The sequence below is a fragment of the Chondrinema litorale genome, from assembly GCF_026250525.1.
GTDB classification, from domain to species: domain Bacteria; phylum Bacteroidota; class Bacteroidia; order Cytophagales; family Flammeovirgaceae; genus Chondrinema; species Chondrinema litorale.
This window is the reverse complement of the sequence record NZ_CP111044.1, coordinates 130,935-156,297: the sequence shown is the minus strand read 5'-3', so window position 1 is coordinate 156,297 and position 25,363 is coordinate 130,935. Positions and strand designations below refer to the sequence as shown.

Below are 25,363 nucleotides of genomic sequence, written 5' to 3'. Positions count from 1 at the left end.
ATCAGTTATTTTAAAGGTTTTATATTTTTTTAACATATTTTAATGCTCATAAAACAACCCTAAAATTCATTTGAAATAGCATACAATATTTTGATAATCAACGCTTTATTAAATCATGGCAAATTTTTAAAAAAAAATCTACTACGTATTTACAATTATTTAGGTTTTAAAATTTGACAATAATCATATGATAATGTAGCTTTGACACTCATAATGATAAGAGCACTAGTTAAATATTATTTACCCCTTTGCATTCTGCTAATAGGCGGATATAATCAGGCATCTGCATATGCCAACTTGAGTGCTTTCGCCAGCAAGGTAGAAAGTGTTTCAGGGGTAGATTATAATAGCTTAGAAAATGCCGAGCAATTTCCCCACTCTTTAATCATTAATAATTCCCCAGCAGGTTCAGAGAAAACACTTATTATTGAAGACAATGATGTTGAGGAAGAAGAAGATGAAAGGATTGACGTTAAAAAGCACTTAGAAAGCTTTTATGCTTCTACAGCTTTAAATTACAGTGCGTTACAATCCGAATACTTTTTTCATATCGTAAAGAACCACTTAGCTTGTTACAAGCACTTTACTTACTATATCTCATCACATAGGTGGTATATCATATTGCAAGTATTCAGAATATGATACAAGATCTCCAAGTAGCAACTCAAATTGACTAAACTTCTTGGTTAATTCATACTGTATAACAACCTGCAACACGATAATGTTTCAGGGTTATGTTTTGGACGCAATATCTTTAAAAACCGTTATCCCTATTATCATTTCATTATTTAACTGAACATCAAACTTCTATATCTATAGGTTTGATAATGGCAGCTTTGTAGGAATTATTAAAAAAAAAAAAGAAAAATCTTTCCTATATAAGTCTGATATAACTACGTCCACAACGATTTATGTTTGCAGTAAAATAATGCGCTATACATATTTCAAAATAATTCACTAACGAAACCTTTTAGTAAAATCATGATGAAGAGAACTTTCATCCTTTTAAGCCTGTGCACAATGTTTTGGAGCACTAGTTGTAACTCCCACAAAAAAGAATTACATGAGGAGGAATCCAAATTTTTGGTTACCAGCCCAATAAGAATGGATACTGCCATTACTAAAGATTATGTATGTCAAATACATTCAATCCAGCATATTGAAATTAGATCACAAGAGAAAGGCTATTTGCAGAAAGTATTTGTTGATGAAGGAGACTTTGTAAAACAAGGAAAACTTCTTTTCCAAGTTATGCCAAGACTTTACGAAGCAGAACAACAAAAAGCAAAAGCAGAAGCAAATCTTGCAGAAATTGAATTTCAAAACACAAAAAGACTTGCCGACAGTAACATTGTAGCGCCTAATGAATTGGCAATGGCAAAAGCTAAGTTTGACAAAGCAAATGCCGAGTTATCATTAGCTCAAGTTCATCTGGATTTTACAGAAATTAAAGCACCATTTGATGGAATAATTGACCGTTTCCATGTTAGACTTGGTAGCTTAGTAGACGAAGGAGATTTACTCACAAATTTATCTGATAACAGTGAAATGTGGGTATACTTTAACGTTCCAGAAGCTGAATATCTAGACTATCAGGCACAGGTTGAAAAAGACCATTTAGACGAAGTAAAACTAAAATTACCCAATAATAAATATTTTGAATACACTGGTTTAGTTGAAACAATTGAAGCAGATTTTAACAACGAAACTGGTAATATTCCTTTTAGAGCAACATTTCCTAACCCTAAAGGACTCTTAAGACACGGAGAGACAGGTAATATTGAGATGACATTCCCAATGAAAAATGCAATGCTCATCCCACAAAAAGCTACATTCGAAATTCTTGACAAATTGTATGTGTATGTAATCGATGAAGAAAACAAAATTAGATCGAGACATATAAAAGTAGCTGCTGAAATGCCACACCTCTTCATAATTAAAGAAGGTTTAGAATTGAATGATAAAATCCTTCTTGAAGGGCTACGCCTTGTAAGAGAAAATGAAGAAATAGAATTTGATTTCGTAGAGCCTAAAACTGCAATTTCAGATTTAAGTCTGTATGCAGAATAATTTAAGAATCCTTAAATAGAAAAGAAATGTTTAGTAAAATAATACATAGGCCTGTATTCGCCATTGTAATTTCGGTTATTATCGTTTTTACAGGTACACTGGCAATACAGCAGCTGCCTATATCCCAATTTCCGCAAATTGCACCAACTACAGTCAATATATTTATAGCATATCCTGGAGCGAGTGCAGACGTATTAGTTAAATCTACTCTAGTTACACTAGAAAACTCCATTAACGGTGTGCAGGGTATGAGATATATGGCGACAGATGCTACTAGTGCTGGTGAAGCCACACTTAGAGTAATTTTTGAACCAGGTACAGACCCTAACTTGGCAGTAATTCGGGTAAAGACGCGAGTCGACCAGGTAATGCCGCTATTACCAGAACTGGTGCAGAGAGAAGGTGTAGTAATTACGCCTATACAGCCAAGTATGTTGATGTACGTCAACTTATATAGTACAGATGAACATATGGATGAAAAGTTCTTATACAACTACGCCAATGTTCAGATGATTCCTGAAATCCAAAGGATTAAGGGTGTTGCAAGAGCCCAAATCTTGGGTAGTAGAAGATACGCGATGCGTTTGTGGTTAAACCCAGACCGTATGAGAGCTTACAATATTTCTGTAGAGGAAGTAATGGAAGCATTAGCCGAACAAAGTATAGTAGGTCGCCCAGGTCGTTTAGGACAAAGCTCAGGTATTTCCGCACAATCATTAGAATACGTATTAACTTATAAAGGTAGGTATAACAAACCTGAAGAATACGAAGACATTATTATTAGAGCGAATTCTGAAGGTGAGAGTATTCATTTAAGAGATATATCAAAGGTAGAGTTAGGTAGTGAGTTTTTCGATATCTATTCAAACTTAGATGGCCACCCATCAGCTGCGATTGTATTAAAGCAAAACTATGGTAGTAACGCGAGTGATGTAATCGACGAAGTAAAAGCTACACTAAAAGAGATGGAAGCCACCTTCCCTCCTGGTGTTGATTACAAAATTAGTTATGACGTTTCTCAATTCCTTGATGCATCTATAGAACAAGTTGTGCACACATTGAGAGATGCATTTATATTAGTTGCAATTGTTGTGTTCATCTTCCTCGGCGATTGGCGTTCAACACTTATCCCGATTTTGGCAGTACCTGTTTCGTTGGTGGGAGCCTTCTTCGTCATACAGATGTTTGGGATGTCGATTAACCTTGTTACACTCTTTGCACTTGTACTGGCAATTGGTATTGTGGTGGATGATGCGATTGTTGTGGTGGAAGCCGTACACGCGAAGATGGAAGAAAAACATCTCAATCCATATAATGCGGTAAAAGAAGTAATGGGAGAAATTAGTGGTGCGATCATCGCGATTACTGCGGTAATGGTATCCGTATTCTTACCTATCTCATTCATGTCAGGTCCTGTTGGTACATTCTACCGTCAGTTCTCTATCACCATGGCTAGTTCAATTGTAATCTCGGCAATTATCGCGCTTACACTTACTCCGGTATTATGTGCTATGATTCTGAAAAACGATCATGGTAAAGAGAAAAAGAGAAATATCCTTAACAGATCTATTGATAGCTTTAACAGAGGATTTGATAAACTCACAGGAAAGTACACTGGCGTATTAAGACACATGGTAAGCAAAAGATGGTTAACCTTCATCATTCTGGTTACCTTTAGTGTGGGTATTTTATATGTAAACCAAGTTGTTCCAGCTGGTTTCATCCCTAACGAAGACCAAGGTACTATCTATGCGATTATCCAAACACCTCCAGGTGCTACTCTAGAAAGAACTAACAAAGTAGCTCAGGCATTACAGAAAATATGTGAGGAGATAGATGGTGTTGAATCAGTTTCTTCTTTGGCAGGTTACGAGATCATGACAGAAGGTAGGGGTTCTAATGCTGGTACATGTTTGATCAACTTAAAAAAGTGGTCTGAACGTGAGCATACCGTTACCGAAATTATGGAAGAATTGGAAGAGGAATCAAGAGGACTTGGTGCAATTGTTGAATTCTTCGAACCACCGGCAGTACCTGGTTTCGGTTCTTCAGGTGGTTTTTCAATGCGTTTGTTAGATAAAACTACTAGTACAGATTATCAAGAATTTGATAAAATAAACCAACAGTTCTTAGATAACCTTCGCAAGCGTAAAGAGCTTACTGGATTATTTACCTTCTTCGCGGCTAACTATCCGCAATACGAATTAGAAATAGACAACAAAGCAGCAATGCAAAAAGGTGTTTCTATTGGTAAAGCAATGGAAAACCTAAACATTTTAATTGGTAGTACTTATGAGCAGGGTTTTATTAGATTTGGTCGTTTCTTTAAAGTTTACGTTCAGTCTGCTCCAGAATTCAGAAGACTTCCTTCAGATGTATTAAATCTATTTGTGAAGAATGAAGAAGGAGAAATGGTGCCTTATTCATCATTCATGAAGATTAAAAAGAAACAAGGTCCTAATGAGGTTACTCGCTACAACATGTATAACTCAGCGGCTATCAGGGGGCTTCCAGCAGCAGGCTACACAACTGCCGATGCTATTACAGCCATTCGTGAAGTTGCTCAAGAAACCTTACCAAAAGGTTACGATATTGCATGGGAAGGTCTTTCTTATGATGAAGCTAACAGAGGAAATGAATCACTTTACATCTTCTTAATTGTATTGGCATTCGTTTACATGGTACTAGCTGCACAATACGAAAGCTTTATTTTACCACTAGCAGTATTACTTTCATTACCTGTTGGTATTTTTGGTTCGTTTATGTTACTAAAATTGATGGGACTATCAAACGATATTTACGCTCAGGTAGGTCTCATCATGCTGGTCGGTCTACTCGGAAAAAACGCCGTACTTATTGTAGAGTTTGCTGTAATGAAGCGAGCCCAAGGTGCTACAGTTCTGGAATCAGCAATTGAAGGAGCAAAAGTACGTTTCCGTCCTATTTTGATGACATCTTTCGCCTTTATCGCTGGTTTGATACCATTGATTATAGCAACTGGTGCAGGTGCCATTGGTAACAGAACTATTGGTTCTTCTGCTCTTGGTGGTATGTTATTCGGAACCATATTCGGGGTACTTATTATCCCCGGACTATATTATATATTCGGAAAATTAGCAGATGGCAAAAAACTGATCAGGGATGAGTACGACGAGCCTTTGTCTGAAGAACCCTATCACCATAAAACGAACGTATAACGATGATTAAGATAAAAATAAAACATTATTTGGGTGTAGCTTGTATGCTTACTGCTTTTAGTGCATGTACTCCTACCCTAACTAATAAAACTGCAAATACTTCAACTCCTGCGAGCTATTCAGACTCGCAGGACTCAACAAATGTGGCAAGTGTAAACTGGCAAGAATATTTTGCTGATCCTTACCTTTCTGCTCTAATTGATACAGCCCTAAAAAACAATCAGGAATTGAACATTACGCTTCAGGAGATTGATATAGCTAAAAATGAAGTAAAAGAAAAGAAAGGGGAATACTTACCATTTGTAGATGTAAGAGCAGGTGCAGGTGTAGATAAAGTATCTCAGTATACACGCGATGGCTCAGTAGAAGAAAACCTTGAAATTGATGGAAGAGGATTTCCTGAACCACTTGGAGATTTTATGATTGGGGCATATGCTACTTGGGAAGTGGATATTTGGCACAAATTGCGTAATGCAAAAAAAGCTGCCTATACCAGATACCTTTCTACTGTAGATGGCAGAAACTTTATGGTGACTAACCTGATTGCTGAAATCGCAAATTCTTACTACGAGTTATTAGCCTTAGACAATCAGTTGAGAATTGTAGAGCAAAATATCGAGATTCAGAACAATGCCTTCAAAATTGTAAAACTACAAAAAGAGGCGGCAAAAGTGACTGAACTAGCTGTACGTAGATTTGAAGCTCAGGTGCTTAGCACTAGAAGTCTTCAGTTTACAATTAGACAGCAAATTGTTGAAACTGAAAATAGAATCAATTTCTTATTAGGTAGATTTCCACAACCTATAGAAAGAAACTCAGATTCTTTTATTAGTCTGGTACCAGATAGTATTCAGTCTGGTTTACCTGCTCAATTATTAGCTAACCGTCCGGATATTAGACAAGCAGAACTGGAACTCGAAGCTGCAAAAATTGATGTTCAAGTTGCAAAAGCTAGATTCTACCCTTCATTGGGACTCTCTGCAGGTTTAGGATTGAATGCCTTTGATGCAACTTACTTAGTAAAAGCACCTGAATCGATTCTGTATTCGCTAGCAGGCGATATAGCAGGTCCATTGATCAACAGAAATGCAATTAAAGCGACTTATTACAATGCAAATGCCAAGCAAATTCAAGCCGTGTATAACTATGAGCGTACAATCTTAAATGCTTACATCGAGGTTGTTAATCAGCTTTCAAATATCAATAATCTGTCTAGCAGTTTTGATTTGAAAGAGCAACAAGTACAAGCGCTAACCCAATCAATTAATATTTCTAATGATTTGTTCAGATCAGCCCGAGCAGATTATATGGAAGTATTATTAACTCAGCGTGATGCCCTTGAATCTCGATTTGAGCTAATTGAAACGAAAATGCAACAAATGAATGCAATGGTAAATATTTACCGTGCTTTAGGTGGTGGGTGGAACTAATGCATCCACCATTATTAACTAGCTCTCTATCATAATGTTGAAACCATTTTGCAGCTTTGCAGAATGGTTTTTTTGTCTTTAAAAGAAGCATATATTCCTTCAATTTGTGCCTAAATTGAAGTTTTTACCAGTAATTTATAGCTATAGTTAATCATTTTAATAATAAATTTTAGGCATAAGCATTTTTAATTTCATATACCATTATATAGGCATTTAAAATTAAAACTTCTAGCTTATGAATCAACTTGATGTATCAAAAAATGAAACTATTCTAAAAGAGAAAAACTTTGAAATTAGTTACAGTCCTGCAGAAAATATACTCTATTGTAACTGGATAGGATTCCAAAGTACCGAAAAAGTAAAAGATGGCTGCAACAAAATGCTTGAGGTGCTTAAATCCAAAAAATGCTCTAAAGTATTAAATGATAATACTCATGTTACTGGCCCTTGGCAATATGCGACTGAATGGGTAGCAACAGAATGGTTTCCTGAAATGGAAAAATCTGGATTAGAACATTTTGCATGGGTTTTCTCTCAAAATGTATTTGCCCAATTATCAGCTAAAAAAGCTATACCAGCTTCTGGTGTAGTCACTACTTTTAGATCTACTAATGAAGGCGTGAGCTGGTTAAAATCACTAAACTAGAATTAATCTAGAAAAATCTTTAAACTTAATTTTCTATTTTTGGTCTCAGCTTAAGCTGAGACTTTTTTTATAAAAACCTGAGTCTTGTGCTTAATAAGAATATAATCAAGTTAGTATCTTCTAATTCATAAAGTCGAATTAACATGAGTCAGTATCAGCGAAAAACTCCTCAAAAAAGCGATTGCTCTGTAGAAAAAACACTGAACGTGATTGCAGGCAAATGGAAACCAGCCATATTGAGTGGGCTTTTAAAGACGAATTTAAGGTTGAAAGATATGGAAGAAGGCTTGCCCGAAGCTACCAAAAGAGCACTAACCCAACAACTACAAGAAATGCTAGAAGATGGTTTAATCCAAAAACAAGATTTTGACGAATACCCGAAAAGAACAGAATATTCACTCACTAACTTAGGTAAACAGTTAGCCCCTGTTTTTAATGCACTTACTAAATTTGGAGATAAATTATAATCTTCTTTTCTATCTAGACAAATATTAGCACCTATCTATTTAAGCGCGTATAACAAACCTCACCCGTTATATTTTATATCAAGAATTTTATAAGAATAAGTACTTAGAAAACATTTTTTCGCTATGCTATCAGGCTAAAAATTTCCAGATTTAGCATTATACATTTTTTATAATCGATTAATTAAAATCTGTTTTAATAACTTTGCTCTTCAACCTATTAATTAATAACATTTTATTTTAAATGAATAAGCTTCGATTAACGCTAAAAGCATTAACTATTTACATAGCCCTGCTATGCCAGGCGAATTGGGTTTCGGCTCAGGATATTCCTCCTTACAAAAATCCAGAGTTGAGAACTGAAGAAAGAGTCGCCGATCTATTAGGTCGTATGACTCTGGAAGAAAAAGTTGGCCAACTATTGACACTACTTGGCTGGGAAATGTATGCTAAAGATGGCAAAAAAGTAGATGCCAGTGAGCAATTTAAAAAAGCCGTTCAAGAAAGACATATTGGTATGTTGTGGGCAACACTTCGTGCTGACCCTTGGACAAGGAAAACATTAGAAACTGGTCTTTCGCCAGAACAAGCTGCAAAAGCAACCAATGCATTACAGAAATATGTAATTGAAAATACAAGATTAGGCATACCAATTTTACTTTCAGAAGAATGTGCACATGGTCACATGGCCATTGGAACTACCGTTTTTCCAACTTCAATTGGGCAAAGCAGTACCTGGAATCCTGAGTTAATTCAAAAGATGGCTTCCATCATTGCACAAGAAGCACGTTTGCAAGGAGCACATGTTGGTTATGGTCCTGTTTTAGACCTTGCTAGAGAGCCTCGTTGGTCTCGTGTAGAAGAAACTTATGGAGAAGATCCGGTTCTAAATGGAACTATGGGAAAAGCAGTGGTAACTGGTTTTCAAGGAGATGACTTAAAAGATGGAAAGCATGTAGTTTCAACATTGAAACACTTTACCGCTTATGGTGTGCCAGAAGGTGGACATAATGGTAATAGCATAAGTGTTGGACAAAGAGAATTATTTGAGTCTTACCTCCCTCCTTTTCAAGATGCTGTGGAAGCAGGTGCGCTTTCTGTAATGACAGCATATAATGCGATCGACGGAATTCCTTGTACAGCAAATGAGCTATTATTAACAGATGTTCTTAGAGGACAATGGGGCTTTAAAGGTTTCATCGTTTCTGACCTTGGTAGTATTGAAGGAATTCAACACAGTCACCATGTGGCAGCGACTGCAGCAGATGCAGCTGCTCAAGCTTTAAATGCTGGACTAGATGCAGACCTTGGTGGTAATGGCTTTGGTGGAGCACTTAACAAAGCTGTTGAAGATGGCAAAGTAAGTATGAAAGAACTAGACAGAGCAGTAGCGAATGTTTTACGCTTAAAGTTTGATATGGGGCTTTTCGAAAATCCTTATGTTGAAACTAAAAACGTAACAAAATCTGTAAGAAATGAAGAGCATAAAGCTTTAGCGCGTGAAGTAGCTAGACAAGCTGTTACGCTTTTAAAGAATGATGAAAACCTTCTTCCACTTAAAAAGGATTTAAAAAATATTGCTGTAATTGGGCCAAATGCTGATAATATCTACAACCAATTAGGCGATTACACTGCACCTCAAGCAGACGAAAACATAATTACAGTTTTAGAAGGTATTAAAAACAAAGTAGGTAAAAATACCGAGGTTACTTATGTAAAAGGAACTGCGATTCGCGACACAACACAACTACAAATTGATGAAGCTGTAGCTGCTGCCAAAAAAGCAGATGTAGCAGTAGTTGTTTTAGGTGGATCAAGTGCACGTGACTTTAAAACCAAATATATTGATACTGGTGCTGCTACTGTAGGTGATAGCAAAGATGGTGAAGTGATTAGCGATATGGAAAGCGGCGAAGGTTACGATCGTGCTACACTTGGTTTGTTAGGTAAGCAATTAGAACTTCTTAAAAAAATTAAAGCGACAGGAACACCAGTAGTTTTGGTATTGATAAAAGGTAGACCATTAAATCTTAACTGGCCTGCAGAAAATATTTCTGCCATTGTAGATGCGTGGTATCCAGGGCAAGAAGGTGGTAATGCAATTGCTGATGTTTTATTTGGAGATTACAATCCTGCCGGTAGATTACCGATTTCTGTTGCTAAATATGTTGGTCAATTGCCTGTATATTACAATGCAAAACCTCCTGTAAAGCACAATTATGTAGAGATGGATTCTAAACCGCTTTACAGCTTCGGACACGGATTAAGCTATTCTTCATTTGAGTATAGTAACCTAAAAATTACTCCGAATGAAACACAAAGTGAGTTATCAGTTGAAATAAGCTTCGATTTGAAAAACACAAGTGATATTGATGGAGACGAAGTGGCTCAGTTGTATCTAAAAGATGTAGTAAGCTCTACTGTAACACCGCTTAAGCAACTAAAGAAATTCAAAAGGATTAACTTAAAAGCGGGCGAACAACAGCATATCACTTTTACCTTAACTGTAAAAGACCTACAATTACTAGATCGCAAAATGAAATGGGTAGTTGAACCAGGCGATTTTGAAGTGATGGTAGGAGCTTCTTCTGAAGATATTAGAATAAAAGACAAGTTTGTGCTTAAAAAAGCATGGTAAATAACAAAACCAAACAGGCTAGTAAATACTGGTCTGTTTGGTTTACTAATTTAAGAAGTATAACTAATTTTCTGACTTGAATTTAGAGGAGCTTATATTAAAATCAATTCAAGATTATATTAACTTATGTAATAAGTTGATGGGATATTCTTCTATGAGTTATACAGAAAAGTCAAAATGGATTGGTAATAGCCATGGCTTTCATATTCGATTTAAACATAAATACAGTAATCAAATTGTTGAAGTACCATATTCAAGAATTAAAACTAAACAAGATATAGAACCTCATTTTTGGCTCATATTCATACAAACAACATCAAATTATAAATCAATTGAAACATACCTAGAACAGAATAACATTTCAGCGAAAGAACTCTTGAATAATATAATTGATGAGAGTTATTTCCAAAATAGACAAATCAAAATACCTAATGTAAAAGCAGGAGACCTAATTCAGTTAAGAAAATCTATCTTCGAAAGCTGGTTTAATACTGATCAACACTGGGATTTAAGATATTATTATGAAGATCAATTTGAGCATATATACTGGCCAATTGAAAACAATTTTGAAGATCGTGGAAATAATCTTCCAACCATATTAGGTGGCATTATTACCCAAGTTCAAAAAGTAGTTAGTGATGACTTTGGTATATCAACAGTTTGTACTGATTTATTTATCATTGACCTACCTTTTGCCTCTGAGAAAGGTCAATTTAATCTTATAGACTCTACTTTTGATTATAAAAAAGATTTAGAAGTGTCTTTACTTATTGAAGACTTGTCATTTTTTGAAAGTAGTTACAAAAAAGGATTATTTACCCCAGCTGAAAGAGATAAAAACAAAATTAAAAGAACTCAAGAATATTTTGAGTTAATGATAAATGAAAGAATTATAGCTTCTTGAGATTTCCTTACAACAGAAAGTTTATTCATTTTACTAAAGCATCATTAACCTTTCCACTTCTTTTTTCAAAGTCTTCTTTTCCGATTCTGAGTTTGAAAGCTCGATAGACTTAGTATAGTGATTAATTGCTTGAGCAATATCTACTTCTGCATATAAATAACCACACAGCGCATGGAAATAGCTGTTATTTTCTAATCCTAATTTACTGGTTTCTTCAACTGCTTTTTTATTTCCATAAACTTTTGCTAGAGCAAATGTGCGATTTAAAGCCGCTGCTGGTGAATACTCCATAACCAAAAGCTGATTGTAAAAATGAAGAATATGTTGCCATTTATGCTTATCGTTTGACGTATGCCAATAGGCAATTCCCGCTTCCAAATGGTATTTAGAAACCTTTTCGCTATCTTTATTTCCACAAGCATTTACCAGAAAATAATTTCCCTTATCAATGAGAGCTTTATCCCACAAAGCACGATTCTGGTTTTCATATAAAATACTATCACCAAACTGATCGGTTCTGGCTTCGAGCCTCGAACTTTGGAAACACATTAGGGCAATTAAAGCATTTAATTGTAGAGAATCTGTTAGTGTATTCTGATTTAAAAGCAATGCCAATCTTAGTGCTTCCAAACATAGTTCTTTTCTAATGAGATGATTGCCAGATTTGGAATAATAACCTTCATTAAAAAGTAAATACAAAGTTTTTAGAACTACATCATATCTTTCCAGAATAGCTTTTTCATCCAATTGCGTAATTTTGAATTGATCAATTCGAAGGTTCTTTCTAGCTCTAAACAATCTCTTTTTAATAGTTTCTTTCGGAACCAAAAAGGCATTTGAGATTTCTTCTACACTAAACCCACACAAAATTTGTAATGCCAAACAAATTTGCGATTCTTTAGAATTTATGGGATTGCAAACAGCAAAAATCATTGCTAGTTGGCTATCTGTAATGGTAGAGTTATCAATCTCAATTTCCTGAAAGTAAGTGATTTCTCTGGTCGAAAATTCATGCGTAATTTTTGATTCAAAAACTGATAGATGCTTAAAGTAATCTCTGGTTTTATTCTTGGCAACAGTGTACAACCAAGCTGTAGGGTTTTCAGGTATTCCCTCAATCGCCCAAAGTTCAGAAGCTTTCAAAAAAGTATCACTTACAAAATCTTCTGCTAACTCAATATGCCTTAAACCAAAATGACTGCACAATACGGCAATCATTTTGGCATGTTCCTGTCGGAATAAATGAGGTAAAAGTTCTTTAGAATGCTCTTTTTCCAAACTTAATCTTTTTTTAAAACCTCTCTCACTTCAATATTTCCACCAATTTTAAAAATGGGATTTTCTTTAGCCATGCTTACAGCTTCTTCAATAGTCTCAGCTTTTACAACCACATAGCCGCTGATAAACTCTTTAATTTCTGTAAAAGGCCCATCGGTTACCACATTATCTGGCTTTACAGTTTTGGCACTTCCAGCCATCGGTAACAATGTATTTCCCTTGTCGGCCAATTTGTTTTGAGCAGCGATACTCCCTAGCCAGTTCATTCTCTCCTGCATTTGCTCTGGTGAAGGTTTAAAATCTTCCATGTTGCTAAGTCTGAAAATTAATGCGAATTCTTTCATTGTTTTATAATTTGATGTTTCATCCTCATGACGATTGAATGAGCAATTCGGGGACAAGGGAAAGATAAATTATCAACTAATTTAAATTACTTATGTATTTCATGTTTTCAAAACTTAGTGGATTACATATGCATGAATTATTTCTGATGCCCATAAATCACTCTTGTTTCAGGGTACATTTGCATAAAACTAATCAGTTGAGAAAGGCTATTTTCTGCTTGTTGTTGATCTGTAATCCAACCGGGTTCTATGTTATTTTCAAAACCATATTTGGTGTGGCTCGCATCTCCAGTTAGCAAAATCAATCCGGATGAAGTATTTAAAAGGTAAGATGTATGGCTATTAGAATGTCCCGGTGTACTAATGGCAAAAAAAGATTGATCGCCGAAAATATCAACTACTTTTTCTAGAGGCTTAATTACCTCAGCATACTCCCAACTTATTTCTTTTAGTGAATCTTTTTCACTTAAATGGTTCGAATGATAGAATGTAGGTAAATACAAATACTCCTCTCCGCTTCCTACATACTTTGGAATACAAGGATTAATCTCTGGCAAACCAGCTGTATGGTCACCGTGCAAATGTGTTAGAAATATGCCTTTAATATCTTTGTTTTCCCTTTTTAATTGGCTGCCAATATTTTCACCTTTTTGTTGCCTGCTTTCTTTAATATAATTACTGGCCAATAAGCCTTTAATATTACCATTGTCTTGAAAAGAACTATCTAAACCTGTATCAATTAAGTACCAACCTTTGGTTTTATGATGGAATAAATAAGCAAAAACATCAACCCAAATCATTTCATCCATTCCATGGTTTTCTGGAAGTTTTTCGATATTGAGCATACCTTTAAGTGGAACTTTTACAGCACCTGTATGCAAAATTTTAAAAGAATCTATTTGAGGTGATTTCAAATTAGACCAACTCTCCAACTGTGTAAACTCAGGTAAATTATATGCGGATCTAACTGGTTGATGCGCATTACATGCTGAAAGAATTACTAAAAATAGTATAAGCCTTAAAGTGTTTTTCATTTTGTATTCTTTAGTTTGAATACAAAACTCTGGCTATTTTGGAATAGAAACTTGTACGAATTTGCTATTATTCATTAGAGTTGAAGGAGCAATTCCCATCATATTTACAAATGTTCTAGTAAAATGAGATTGGTCAAAAAAACCGGCAGTAAGCGCAGCTTGGGTGAGCGAACACCCACGTTGTAGTTCAGAAATAGAAAGCTTTAGCCTATACCAAAGTATATAGTTTCTTATTGGCAAACCCATTTTTTCTTTGAATAAATGCACCAATCTACTTTCACTTAAATGCACCAAATCTGCCAGAATAGATGTTGTTATTTCATTGTGAATATTTTCAGCAATATAAGCTTGTACTTTGTCAATCCGCTCGTCTTTTTCTAACTCAAGCTCAGTTTTTTGAAAGTAAAAAAAATCATTCACCATTTTATTAACTACTGTCCAATTTTTAGTTTCTATCCACTTTGCTAATTGAGTGAAATCAAAAGTTTTATTTCTTTCAAATGGATAGTCAATGACGTTCTGCTCTTTCAAATAGTTTTGAACAATCCACTCACCCAATAAAGATTCGGGATCAATATCTAAACTTAGTAGCTTAATATTTTGGGCATCACATTCGTGTTTGTGGTTTGGTGCAATTAGCAAACCTTGCTTATCTACCCAATGCCCTTCTGCATTTTTTGATTTAAAAGGTTCTTCTTCTGAAATTACTAACTGAATAGTTGGATGCCCATGATTTCTTATTGGAGTCGGATTGCTTCCATAAAATAAAGAATAATTATCCAACAGAATAAGATGATTCATGAGCTAATGTTTGTTTTTGTACTTTTATAACAAGTCTACAAACTTTCGCCAAAACTTAATACATATCCCTCAGTATCTTTTATATCAAATTCTTTCATACCATAATCTGTTTCACATAATGGGCTCACTATACTTACTCCTTTCGATTTAAAATCATTATAGACGACCTCAGCATCGTGAACAAAAATGTAGATGGAAGAATACATACTATCTGGTTTAGGAGCATCTTTTCTTCTTGATAAATGAATATTTACTTCTCCCCTTTTTAAAATGGCATAATCAACGGGTTCATTCCAAGTAAAGTTTAAATGAAAACCCAGTTTTTCAGTATAAAAAACAATCGCTTCATCGATATGAGAAACAGGTAAAATACTCGCAGCATGTGAGAAAACTTCTTGATGGGTTGACATAATTTGTGAGGTTTAAATTTGTAATTTATTGAAAAAGGTCAACATTAAATTAAACAAATTTTTGAGCAATACCTAGATCAAAAGCATACAGAATTCAATTTTTTAAAACCAACAAAACAAAGAAAGATGAATGAAAACACCCATCTTTCCGATTAATAAAAACTACTTACTAATAATCGCTTTTCTTTTCTGTTGGCATTTTTTTCCACTCAACATTATTCATATTTGGGTCTGTATTCGGATTATAAAAGGCATCATTTGTTCCGATATACTGGTTATTGCTATTTATATAGTAATACTTGTACCCTGACTCCACTTTTATAGTCTGCCCAGAATAAGGGTTTTGCATATTTTGTTGCTCCCAAATGCCATTCACTGTCATGTCTTGCATTCTATCAGATGCATTTGAATTGTTTCTATAAGTTTCCATAGAAATATTATTCAAAGTATTATAAGTATCATTATGGATTTGATTCATTGTATTAAAATGATTCTGATTCTCTCTCATTTTATTATTATGTGCATTCCAAGCTGTTTGCGTTCTCTGCTGATCTTTTTGGTTTTGCATGGCTACCCATTGCGGGTTCATCTGCATATTTGCTAATCCATTTAAAAAGATTTTTTTATCTCTTTCGAAATTTTGAGGTTCAGTAGTTAACTGATCTCCATAACAAACAGAAGCATTGCCTATTTGAGATTGAATTAAGGTAAAATGTATTACTGCAATTGTTTTTTTACCTTGATAATCTGCTTCAATGGCAATAGCATCGAACGAATATTGCCCTTGTACAGATTTCCAATACAATTTATCTCTTTGTCTATCTCCTTCTACAATCTCTTGTACTCTATAAGTATTTGTAACTCTTGCTCCTATTTGATTAAGTAATGGATAAATTCTTTGTTCTAACACAGCTTGTACTGAGCTCAACCAATTTGGTGTTTGGTTATAAGTATCTATCTTAAAAGATTCTGTTGTCGAGCCATCTGGAGTTCTAAAACCCTTATCAGTTTGTTGCCAGCTTGCAGGGAATGGAACATAAGTAGAAATCATTCCGGTTTGAGGGTCTTTTATAGCTTGCATATTTGAGGTGTTTGATGTGTTTGAAAAATTAGTAGCATTTTGAGTATTGGAATAATTGGGGTTTTGTTGATAAGCTCCCCCTTGATTAGTTTGACCACAAGCACTCGCCAAATAGATAAAAGAAACGAAAGTAAATAGAGTGAACAGTTTCATGATAAAAAGTTTTTATTAGTGATTCACTCTTGTATCGCAGCTATAAAAGAAAGGTCATCAAAGAATTTAAAAAAAATCTTTAGACACCATTAATTATAGAAATATTTCATTAAATATGCGATAGTATTTAACCAATAAGCTTTTGCAGACCCTTTTTCGTAAAGTGTTTTTTCTGTAAATTGCGATTACTTGAGATAAGAATATTATCAACAATCACTATCAATTTCTCTAATCTCGTCTAGAAGCCCTGCAAGCACATAATTATATTATTTGAAAATGACTAATTGAATTGTCAACTTTATTAACTTAAAGCTTGATTTGAAAATAATCTGGTAGTTGAAGATATGTGACAGTATTAACAAAATAAACCAACTACTTAAATAACTAAATAATTGAACAACAAACATTTACAAATTATCTGTATTAAAAATGCTAAATATTAAAACTACAACCTTTTTTCACAAAGCTATGATGCTGGCATCCCTCATGTTATTGGGCAGCGCTGCTTCATTACTAGCTCAAAAGGTACCATCACCAGAAGATGTATATGGCTTTAAAGTTGGTACCGACTACAAACTTGCAGACTACGATCAAATTCAAGATTACCTCGAAAAACTCGACCAGGCATCTGATAGAATCAAAAAAATTGAGATAGGAACAACTGTACTTGGTCGCCCAATGTATTTGATGTTTATCTCAACTAAAGAAAATCTAGATCAATTAGATAAATGGAAAGACATTAGTACCAAACTAGCCAGAGCTAAAATTGATGATAAAGAAGCTCAAAAGCTATCGCAAGATGGTAAAGCTATAGTTTGGATTGATGGTGGTATGCACTCTACCGAATTAGCTCACGGACAAATGACTTCGGAACTAGCTTATACTTTAGCAACTTCTGAAACACCTGAGATGCAAAAAATTCGTGAAAATGTAATTACGCTTTTAATGCCAGTAATGAATCCAGACGGTTTAGACATTGTAGTAAACTGGTACCGCGAAAACTTGGGGACTCCTTATGAGACTTCTCGTCCTCCTATTTTGTATCACTACTACATGGGGCACGACAACAACCGTGACTGGTTTATGAACAACATGCCAGAAACCTATAATGTAACTAAAGTACTTTACCGTGAGTGGTACCCACAAATAGTTTATAACCACCACCAATCTTCTCCGGCTTGGACAAAAATCTCTATTCCACCATATGCAGACCCAGTAAACCCAAACATTCACCCAGCAGTAACAGCAGGTGTAAGTGAAGTAGGTTCTGCTATGTCTAGAAGATTTTCATTAGAGCACATGCCTGGTGCAGTTGCTGACAACGTGTACACAATGTTCTGGAATGGTGGAGGTCGCACGGTGCCTTACTACCATAACATGATTGGTATCTTAACAGAAACTGGACATACAACTCCAACTCCTCGTTATTACGACCCAGAAAAACTGCCAAAATATGTAGCTGGTGGTATTCCTACAGATGGAACAGATATTATGTATCCTGACCCTTGGAAAGGTGGTGAGTCTCACTTCCGCGATGCAGTAGACTATATGCTTACAGCTACTTGGGCTGTATTAGACATCGCAGCAGATAGAAGAACAAACTACCTGTACAACATATATAGAATGGGTAAAGATGCTATTGAAAAAGGAAACACTGAAGCTCCTTTTGCATACATTATTAGCAAAGACCAATGGGATTCTTTTGAAGCCGTTAATTTGGTAAATGTTTTAATGCAAGGTGGTATCGAAGTGGAACAAGCATCTGCCGACTTTGAATTAAATGGTAAAAACTTCAAAAAAGGTTCTTACATTATCTATGCAGGACAAGCTTTCCGTCCGTATTTAATTGACCTGATGGAGAAACAAAATTACCCTACAAGATTTCAATATCCAGGTGGACCTCCAGACACTCCTTACGATTTAGCTGGTTGGACTTTACCAATGCAAATGGGCATTGCAATTGAAAAAGTGCCTACTTCATTTAAAGTATCTAGCAAGCCGGTTTCAGAAAAAGCATCTTATTACGAAGGTGATGTTTCTGGAAGTGCTTCTTTCGGATATGCACTTAGCGTAAATACAAATGCTTCTGTAGCTGTTGCTAACAAAATATTAAAGGCTGGTGGCAAAGCTTACAAAAGTGGTACAACTTTTAAAGCGGGTAAATCAGACTTCCCTGCTGGTTCATACATCGTTTCTGGTGATAAAGATTTAATCAGTTCTTTATCTAAAGAATATGGTCTCACATTTACAGGAGTTTCAGCTAAACCAGATGTTGAACTTTCTGAGATACATTTACCAAAAGTTGGCTTATACAAAAGTTGGCAAGCAAACATGGACGAAGGTTGGACAAGATTTGTGATGGATGAGTACGCTTTTGATGCTGATACTTTACACGATACAGACTTACGTTCAGAAGATTTATCTCAATACGATGCAATTATTTTACCTTCGCAAAGAGCCGAATCTATTTTACACGGCCACACAATTCAAGAAATGCCAGAAAAATATGTTGGCGGAATCGGTCTTGAAGGTACATTGGCTTTAGAAAAATATGTAAAAAATGGCGGAATTATATTGGCATTTGATGCAGCAAGTGATTTTGTGATTGAGCAGTTTGGGCTTCCTTTAAGAAATGCTGTAGCAAGAGCTAGTAGCAACGACTTTTTTATTCCAGGTTCTTTAATTAAAGCGGTAGTTGATACCTCTAAACCACTAGCTTACGGTATGCAAGATACTGTAGCCGTTTCTTTTAATCGCAGCCGTGCTTTTGAAATCGATAAACAAAGAAAATCTGGCGAAGGTGGTAAAGAAGAGATCAAAGATGCACCTGCTCCAGAAATAGAGGTTATTGCTAGTTACGCTCCAAAAGATTTATTGATGAGCGGATGGGCATTAGGTGCTGATAAAAACATTGCAAACAAGCCAGCAATGGTTCAAGCAAAATATGGCGAAGGCAAAATAATACTATATGCTTTCCGCCCTCAATTTAGAGCGCAACCAAGAGGCACTTATAAGCTAATATTTAATGCTATTTATGAAGGTGCTGCTGAATAATTTAAAATTTTATTTTTAATAAAAAAGGGTGAATATAGCATAATATTCATCCTTTTTTTGTATAAAGCTAGAACAACATATAATTAAAACAACATCGCTTTTGGTAATTTTAAATTTGTATTTTAGATTAAAAAATCAAATATTCTATTAATAAAAAAGAAATAACTTAGAAAAATAAGTGTTATTAACTGAATGAAATTACATAAATAAAATACAATTAAATATTTATTTTATACTTTTATCATCAGTTTGGCTATAGTTCAATTTAATGAAATTTTATACCTTATTTTTTTTACTACTATCACAAATAACTCTTGCCCAAATCAAATTTACGCACATTACAGTTAATGAGGGTTTAAGTCAATCTGCTGTCCATAACTTTACACAAGATAGTAAGGGATATCTTTGGGTTGCCACCAGAGATGGTCTTAATCGATATGATGGAAGCAACTTTAAAGTTTTTAAACACGACGAAACTGATGAAAATAGTATTGCTAATAATATAGTTTGGGCTGTTTGCGCAGATCCCAAAGGAGGAGTTTGGGCTTTAACTTCGCTAGGAGTTAGCTACTATAACTCTTTCGAAGAGAAATTTTATAATTACTTCCCTTCAAATCTAAGTCAAGACCAACCAACTGCTTATACACTTAATATTTTTAACGAGACTCTATTAATTGCAAACTCACAAGGCTTTATCACTTATCACATACCTTCAAACAAATTGACAAATCATGAACTGTTTAAAAATAAAGAAGTATACTTTGCAAATCCGTTAGATGAAAATACTTGCATAATAGGCTCGGAAATAGGAACTTATCTATATAAAGACAATCAGTTTCTACCTTTTCTTCAAAATAAGTTCAAAATCTGTAAGGCTTTTTATAAGCAAAAAAATGAAGTGCTACTCACCACAGATACTAGCTTATATGTTTTAGATACTTCGCTTAAGATTCAAAAACAAATTCAATTTACCGAAGTTGTGTTCGACAATAGAAAAAGTATTACAGATGATAGAAAAAGTATAACCAAAGACTCAGAAGGCAGAATTTGGTTGAGTTGTAACAATACAGGTATTTATATTTTTAATCAGGATTATGCTAAGTTTAAACTATTGGTATCAGATAAATTTGATCATTATAGTATCTCTGCAAACAACCCATTAACTTTATTTACTACTAAAGATAGTACCGTTTGGGTTGGTACCAACGGATTTGGTATTGACAAATACAACCAACACGAAACTTCCATTAACACTATCAATTTTAATCCTTATAATAACAATGCGCTTACAAACCAATATATGTCTGGTTTGTATGTAAAAAATGGAAAACTCTATGCTGGTTCAGAAAAGCATATAGATGTATTCGATTTTAAGCAGTATCCACCTATAAAAACAAATAGTCTAAATTTTTCTAATCTTAATTGTGGTCTTGTCTATAAGATTTTACCTGCTAAAAAAAGTAATAACTTATTTATAGGCACTCAAAAAGGTGTTTATGAACTAATCGACGGAGTAAAACCTATTTTAAGAATTAAAGATGTAATTGCAACCAATCTGGCCCATTTACAAAACGGCAAAATATTGGTCGGACCTGTTGATAAAGAAATAGGCCTGATTATTTATGATCCAGAAATTCGAACGCATAATGAGCTTGATTTAATCCCAAAAGATGAGGCAGTAAGAAGTTTTTTAGTAGAGAAAGATGATATTTGGGTTGGTACTGATAAAGCTATTTACAAATTAAATAAAACTTTAGATGATGCTGAAGTTTTCTTAAAAGATGATCTTCCTTACCCAAAGCAGATCATGAATATTTATAGAGACTCTAAAGATGTTTTGTGGGTAGGAACTTGGAGTGATGGTGTATATCAATATAATCCTGAGAAGAATAATTTTGCCCCTTTTGCTCTCAATGAACAATTACCTAACAAAAGTATTTATGGCATTTTAGAAGACAACAACCAGAACATCTGGATGTCTTCAAATAATGGATTGATCTGTTTTAGAAGAGAAAAAAATCATTTAATTCGCTTCTCTGCATCACAAGGGCTTCAAAGCAATGAGTTTAATACTGGCTCATTCTATAAATCTGAAAACGGCAAATTATTTTTTGGAGGTATTAATGGTTTAAGTTATTTCCAACCAGAAGAATTGTTGTCTAATACTAGTTCTACAAGATTGTTTTTTACGAATATTTGGATCAATCAAGAGAAAATTAAAAAACAAGACTGGCTAAATAAAAAACTAGAATTATCTCACGACGAAAATAATATAAAATTAGACTATAGTTTTGTATCGTATAATGCTACTTCTCCTATCTATTATCGCTACAAACTAAATAAAAATGACACTACCTATATAAATAACGGAAATTTAAATTTTATTAATCTTACCAATCTTCAACCTGGAGAATACGAAATAATAATAAACTCTACAGATGCTTATGGACAATGGAAAGAGGAAACCGCTTCTTTTCAGATATCAATTAACAACCCAATTTGGGTTAGACCTTGGTTTATTGCAATTGGTTTATCTGTGTTGATATTTGGCGGTATAGTTTATAATAACTTTCGCGTACAAAATTATCAGAAACAAAATGACAAACTCGAAAAGGCAGTAAAGGAGCGAACTTTTCAAATATCTGAACAAAACAACGAAATTCAGGCGCAAAACGAAGAACTTACTGCCCAAAGTAATATGCTATCAGAACAGAATGATTTACTCGAAAATCAACGATCTGAACTACTAGAGTTAAAAAATTCATTAGAAAAAAGGGTTAAAGACAGAACTGAAGATTTATACAATAAGAATGAAGAACTCTTAATTCAAAATCAGCAATTAGAACAATTTAATTATATCACTAGCCACAATTTAAAAGGCCCTATCTCAAGCTTAAGAGGTTTATTGAGTTTACTACCTTCTTTAACAAGTAACATAGCCAATGAAATAGTTGAAAAGATAAAAATCAGTGTAGAAAAATTGGATGTAATTGTTAATGATCTGGCATCAATTATAGAAATGAAGCACTCTCAAGAAGAACTTATTGAGATTAGCATAACAGAAACCCTTAACCAAGTAAGACAAGATATTGAAAAAGAATGCATAGATAAAAAGGTGGATCTGAAAATTGAGTACGACGATGAATTTGTTATCCATGGAATTAGGGCATACTTACACAGCATTTTTTACAATTTAATTCACAACGGAATTAAATATCGTAAAATGAAAGAAGGAGAAGATTTCGTTTATGTACACTGTTATCGCCAAAATGAAAATGTAAATATTAAAGTTTCAGATAACGGTATAGGCATAGACATGCAATATGCAGGAGATAAAATATTCAGACTCTTCCAAAGATTTAATAATACCCACGAAGGCAAAGGAATTGGTTTATACATGACCAAAGTTCAAGTAGAAAGTATGAAAGGTACAATAATGCTTGAAAGTGCAAAAGGTATAGGCACCACTATTATTTTAAATTTTCCATTGATAGATAAAGATAATAGCTGAGCATATTATTTAAAATAATAGCATCTTCTATAGAGAATCTCTTCAAATTCTACCAAATTGAAATGATGAATAATTGAAAAAATCTTTATTTTTTAAGCTAAAATCGATAATAGATGTATCAATTCTTTAACACAAAAACATTCTAAGCAATGTTATTTAACTATTTTTAATTAATTTAAGATGTTTAGTCGGCTTATCTTGCAATACCTATAATTTACTTTTTACAAAATGCGTTATAAAACCAAATTGTAGTTTTTAAATTAAATCTTGCATTATGCCAGTAGAAGCATCTATCAAAACCGAATTAAAAAGATCTTCTGGAAGTACCTTTGCCACCATCTATGTTGAACAAGATAACGATCTCATCTATATTGATTGGGATGGATTTCTATCTGTAGATCAGGTTAAAGAAGGTTCCGAAGAACTCCTTAAAATTTTCAAAACTGTTAGTGGAATTAGTAAAATACTAGTTAACAATCAAAAAGTAACGGGTCCATGGAGTAAAGCAAACGATTGGTATGTAAACGACTGGAACCCTAGAGCCATAAAAGCTGGCTTAAAATTTATGGCTGTAATCGAATCTGAAAATATTTTTACTCAGTTATCTCTGCAAGGCTTTCAAAAAGTAACAAGTGGATTTGAAACGCAAAGATTTATTGGAGAAGACAAAGCACGTACTTGGTTAAAATCTGCTTAAAATATAGAAAAAAGGTATACCCGATTTTATCTCAGATATACCTTTTTTTAATACTCTCAAATATAAAATAATACCTTCCTAAAGATAATTTACTCTAGCCCTTTGCTGAATTTTTGTACTAGTCCAAATTTCTGCCTCATCCAAACTCGGAAATGCATGCCAATCCAACTTACCCATCACTTTTAAATTAAGCTGTAATGCAGCAAACTTTGTCATTTCATCATGAGAAAAAGCCATTGCATAAGTTTCTAATCCATTGCCAATCATATGAGGGTAAAATTCAGTCTCAAAAAAATTCATTGCTCCTGCAAATGAACCTCTCATCTCTGTAAGATTTGCAATCATATGTCTTATTTTTCCTTTCTCAGCAAAAGGAATAACTTTTCTCAATAGGTCTAAAATGGGTTCTGTTCGAGCTACACCAATATACTGAGTTTTTAACAATTTATTAGTAGAATCATATTCGGCTTTACCGTATTCATTTTCGTATATAAGCTCCATGATAAAATTTTATTTTTTATATAGTAAACGCGCGATTAAAAAAACAATAATATATTTAAAAGTTATTCTATAACATCTATTATAGATATTAGATTAAAATGATATCAAAAAATTAGAATAATGCAATTATTGCTTTAAGTAGTTTAATATGAGCTGGTACATATTAGCAATACGCATATAAATATAAAGATTAAATATTGCGCAAAAAGTAGATAAAAGTGTAAAATGTACTGTATACATTTTATAAATTGAATTTATGCAAGTAAATCATTTTGTTGAACCATCCATAATATACCAACTTAGGAACAAAAAAGACGAAAGCCATATCTTATGGCCTAACGTATTGGTAACCGCAAAAACAAAAAAATACTATAAGCAAGTTCCAGAGAGTGCATTTTCGATTTTTTCTAATGTTAAAGGAAATGCAATAATTAATATTGAAGGACAGAAAAAAAGAATTTGCGAAGAGACCTTTATGCTTGTAAATCCTTTTCAAAATTTTGAATATGAGATTCAAGAAGAAGTGAATAGTGTGAATGTACATTTTGAATGGGACTTTTTCCAACAAGCCTGCAATACATTGTTATATAGTGATAAAAAACTGTTAGAATCTCAACAACTAGAGACTCATGCCGATTTGGTAATTAATCAATTACACTTTAAAGACCCAGTTATAAAACAGGTTTTAACTAATTACAGCAAGAAAGATGAAACTGATTTTTTCTTGAATCTAATAGAGGCTCTTTTACAAAGAGATCAAATACTGAAAAAAAAACTAATTAAAGTCTCTTCTAAGAAACAGAGTACAAAAAAGGAACTTTTAAAAAGAATGCTATTGGCAAAAGATATTCTTTTTAGTAGTTACGACAATGCTAACTTTAACATTAACCAATTAAGCGAAGCTGTTGCTATGTCTCATTTCCATTTTTTAAGAGTTTTTAAAGAAGTATTTGGTATCACTCCTGGTAAAATGCTTAAATATGTTCGTATGGAAAGAACTAAGTTTTTGCTAGAAAACACCGATATGCCTATTAATGAAATTGCTTTACAAGTAGGTTTCGAAGAAAGTAACAGCCTCTATCCTATCTTAAAGCAGCAATTAAAAATTACGCCTAATCGATATAGAGAAATTAGCAATTTTCAATAGTTT

The 25,363-nt window shown here is 33.9% G+C and carries 19 protein-coding genes; 12 read left to right on the top strand and 7 right to left on the bottom strand.

Annotation, left to right across the window (positions count from 1 at the left end; all coding sequences use genetic code 11):
• The first annotated feature begins 213 nt into the window (after positions 1–213).
• From OQ292_RS20975 to OQ292_RS20940, 8 genes are all read left to right on the top strand, one after another.
• Positions 214–642 carry a hypothetical protein gene (locus tag OQ292_RS20975; RefSeq protein WP_284686390.1) on the top strand — a complete coding sequence of 143 codons (429 nt, stop codon included), beginning with the start codon at positions 214–216 and terminating at the stop codon, positions 640–642.
• A gap of 342 nt (positions 643–984) precedes the next feature.
• Positions 985–2,070, top strand: coding sequence for an efflux RND transporter periplasmic adaptor subunit (locus tag OQ292_RS20970; protein ID WP_284686504.1), 1,086 nt, complete (start codon positions 985–987; stop codon positions 2,068–2,070).
• A gap of 26 nt (positions 2,071–2,096) precedes the next feature.
• Positions 2,097–5,267 (top strand): efflux RND transporter permease subunit, encoded by a 3,171-nt coding sequence (locus OQ292_RS20965; RefSeq protein ID WP_284686389.1) that lies wholly within the window; start codon positions 2,097–2,099, stop codon positions 5,265–5,267.
• A 2-nt stretch (positions 5,268–5,269) separates the two neighbouring features.
• Positions 5,270–6,697 carry a TolC family protein gene (locus tag OQ292_RS20960; protein ID WP_284686388.1) on the top strand — a complete coding sequence of 476 codons (1,428 nt, stop codon included), beginning with the start codon at positions 5,270–5,272 and terminating at the stop codon, positions 6,695–6,697.
• Positions 6,698–6,932: 235 nt separating this feature from the next.
• Positions 6,933–7,343, top strand: a complete 411-nt coding sequence (locus OQ292_RS20955; protein WP_284686387.1) for a hypothetical protein — start codon at positions 6,933–6,935, stop codon at positions 7,341–7,343.
• Between the two features lie 143 nt (positions 7,344–7,486).
• Positions 7,487–7,810, top strand: coding sequence for a winged helix-turn-helix transcriptional regulator (locus tag OQ292_RS20950; RefSeq protein WP_284686386.1), 324 nt, complete (start codon positions 7,487–7,489; stop codon positions 7,808–7,810).
• Between the two features lie 241 nt (positions 7,811–8,051).
• On the top strand, positions 8,052–10,445 hold the full coding sequence (locus OQ292_RS20945) for a glycoside hydrolase family 3 N-terminal domain-containing protein (RefSeq protein ID WP_284686385.1): 2,394 nt from the start codon (positions 8,052–8,054) through the stop codon (positions 10,443–10,445).
• A gap of 139 nt (positions 10,446–10,584) precedes the next feature.
• Positions 10,585–11,349, top strand: coding sequence for a hypothetical protein (locus OQ292_RS20940; protein WP_284686384.1), 765 nt, complete (start codon positions 10,585–10,587; stop codon positions 11,347–11,349).
• A gap of 33 nt (positions 11,350–11,382) precedes the next feature.
• On the opposite strand, the gene OQ292_RS20935 is transcribed toward OQ292_RS20940, so the two are convergent.
• The 6 genes from OQ292_RS20935 to OQ292_RS20910 all read right to left on the bottom strand — a co-directional run bounded on the left by OQ292_RS20935 (position 11,383) and on the right by OQ292_RS20910 (position 16,450).
• A complete protein-coding gene (locus OQ292_RS20935) occupies positions 11,383–12,567 on the bottom strand; it encodes an RNA polymerase sigma factor (RefSeq protein WP_489686929.1) in 1,185 nt (394 codons plus the stop codon).
• A gap of 62 nt (positions 12,568–12,629) precedes the next feature.
• The gene (locus OQ292_RS20930) at positions 12,630–12,971 is read right to left on the bottom strand and encodes a YciI family protein (RefSeq protein WP_284686382.1); all 342 of its coding nucleotides are present in this window, start codon (positions 12,969–12,971) and stop codon (positions 12,630–12,632) included.
• Between the two features lie 137 nt (positions 12,972–13,108).
• On the bottom strand, positions 13,109–14,005 hold the full coding sequence (locus OQ292_RS20925; protein WP_284686381.1) for an MBL fold metallo-hydrolase: 897 nt from the start codon (positions 14,003–14,005) through the stop codon (positions 13,109–13,111).
• A 33-nt stretch (positions 14,006–14,038) separates the two neighbouring features.
• The gene (locus OQ292_RS20920) at positions 14,039–14,806 is read right to left on the bottom strand and encodes a helix-turn-helix domain-containing protein (RefSeq protein WP_284686380.1); all 768 of its coding nucleotides are present in this window, start codon (positions 14,804–14,806) and stop codon (positions 14,039–14,041) included.
• 35 nt (positions 14,807–14,841) lie between these two features.
• Entirely contained in the window at positions 14,842–15,216 is a 375-nt protein-coding gene (locus tag OQ292_RS20915; RefSeq protein WP_284686379.1) for a VOC family protein, read from the bottom strand.
• 169 nt (positions 15,217–15,385) lie between these two features.
• Positions 15,386–16,450, bottom strand: coding sequence for a hypothetical protein (locus OQ292_RS20910; RefSeq protein WP_284686378.1), 1,065 nt, complete (start codon positions 16,448–16,450; stop codon positions 15,386–15,388).
• A gap of 429 nt (positions 16,451–16,879) precedes the next feature.
• Here OQ292_RS20910 and OQ292_RS20905 point away from each other — a divergent pair, with 429 nt between their 5' ends.
• From OQ292_RS20905 to OQ292_RS20895, 3 genes are all read left to right on the top strand, one after another.
• A complete protein-coding gene (locus OQ292_RS20905; protein WP_284686377.1) occupies positions 16,880–19,504 on the top strand; it encodes a M14 family metallopeptidase in 2,625 nt (874 codons plus the stop codon).
• 268 nt (positions 19,505–19,772) lie between these two features.
• Positions 19,773–23,015, top strand: coding sequence for a two-component regulator propeller domain-containing protein (locus tag OQ292_RS20900; protein ID WP_284686376.1), 3,243 nt, complete (start codon positions 19,773–19,775; stop codon positions 23,013–23,015).
• Between the two features lie 274 nt (positions 23,016–23,289).
• Entirely contained in the window at positions 23,290–23,712 is a 423-nt protein-coding gene (locus OQ292_RS20895) for a hypothetical protein (protein ID WP_284686375.1), read from the top strand.
• Positions 23,713–23,790: 78 nt separating this feature from the next.
• On the opposite strand, the gene OQ292_RS20890 is transcribed toward OQ292_RS20895, so the two are convergent.
• Entirely contained in the window at positions 23,791–24,213 is a 423-nt protein-coding gene (locus tag OQ292_RS20890) for a hypothetical protein (protein WP_284686374.1), read from the bottom strand.
• Positions 24,214–24,469: 256 nt separating this feature from the next.
• Here OQ292_RS20890 and OQ292_RS20885 point away from each other — a divergent pair, with 256 nt between their 5' ends.
• Positions 24,470–25,360, top strand: coding sequence for a helix-turn-helix transcriptional regulator (locus OQ292_RS20885; protein ID WP_284686373.1), 891 nt, complete (start codon positions 24,470–24,472; stop codon positions 25,358–25,360).
• Positions 25,361–25,363: the final 3 nt, after the last annotated feature.

What these genes read in the sequence shown, in the direction of transcription:
- OQ292_RS20895 (WP_284686375.1), top strand. Translation starts at nt 23,290, where the DNA reads ATGCCAGTAGAAGCATCTATCAAAACCGAATTAAAAAGATCTTCTGGA.
- OQ292_RS20910 (WP_284686378.1), bottom strand. Translation starts at nt 16,450, where the DNA reads ATGAAACTGTTCACTCTATTTACTTTCGTTTCTTTTATCTATTTGGCG.
- OQ292_RS20950 (WP_284686386.1), top strand. Translation starts at nt 7,487, where the DNA reads ATGAGTCAGTATCAGCGAAAAACTCCTCAAAAAAGCGATTGCTCTGTA.
- OQ292_RS20925 (WP_284686381.1), bottom strand. Translation starts at nt 14,005, where the DNA reads ATGAAAAACACTTTAAGGCTTATACTATTTTTAGTAATTCTTTCAGCA.
- OQ292_RS20900 (WP_284686376.1), top strand. Translation starts at nt 19,773, where the DNA reads ATGAAATTTTATACCTTATTTTTTTTACTACTATCACAAATAACTCTT.
- OQ292_RS20975 (WP_284686390.1), top strand. Translation starts at nt 214, where the DNA reads ATGATAAGAGCACTAGTTAAATATTATTTACCCCTTTGCATTCTGCTA.
- OQ292_RS20890 (WP_284686374.1), bottom strand. Translation starts at nt 24,213, where the DNA reads ATGGAGCTTATATACGAAAATGAATACGGTAAAGCCGAATATGATTCT.
- OQ292_RS20885 (WP_284686373.1), top strand. Translation starts at nt 24,470, where the DNA reads ATGCAAGTAAATCATTTTGTTGAACCATCCATAATATACCAACTTAGG.
- OQ292_RS20920 (WP_284686380.1), bottom strand. Translation starts at nt 14,806, where the DNA reads ATGAATCATCTTATTCTGTTGGATAATTATTCTTTATTTTATGGAAGC.
- OQ292_RS20960 (WP_284686388.1), top strand. Translation starts at nt 5,270, where the DNA reads ATGATTAAGATAAAAATAAAACATTATTTGGGTGTAGCTTGTATGCTT.
- OQ292_RS20935 (WP_489686929.1), bottom strand. Translation starts at nt 12,567, where the DNA reads ATGATTGCCGTATTGTGCAGTCATTTTGGTTTAAGGCATATTGAGTTA.
- OQ292_RS20940 (WP_284686384.1), top strand. Translation starts at nt 10,585, where the DNA reads ATGGGATATTCTTCTATGAGTTATACAGAAAAGTCAAAATGGATTGGT.
- OQ292_RS20945 (WP_284686385.1), top strand. Translation starts at nt 8,052, where the DNA reads ATGAATAAGCTTCGATTAACGCTAAAAGCATTAACTATTTACATAGCC.
- OQ292_RS20905 (WP_284686377.1), top strand. Translation starts at nt 16,880, where the DNA reads ATGCTAAATATTAAAACTACAACCTTTTTTCACAAAGCTATGATGCTG.
- OQ292_RS20970 (WP_284686504.1), top strand. Translation starts at nt 985, where the DNA reads ATGAAGAGAACTTTCATCCTTTTAAGCCTGTGCACAATGTTTTGGAGC.
- OQ292_RS20915 (WP_284686379.1), bottom strand. Translation starts at nt 15,216, where the DNA reads ATGTCAACCCATCAAGAAGTTTTCTCACATGCTGCGAGTATTTTACCT.
- OQ292_RS20930 (WP_284686382.1), bottom strand. Translation starts at nt 12,971, where the DNA reads ATGAAAGAATTCGCATTAATTTTCAGACTTAGCAACATGGAAGATTTT.
- OQ292_RS20955 (WP_284686387.1), top strand. Translation starts at nt 6,933, where the DNA reads ATGAATCAACTTGATGTATCAAAAAATGAAACTATTCTAAAAGAGAAA.
- OQ292_RS20965 (WP_284686389.1), top strand. Translation starts at nt 2,097, where the DNA reads ATGTTTAGTAAAATAATACATAGGCCTGTATTCGCCATTGTAATTTCG.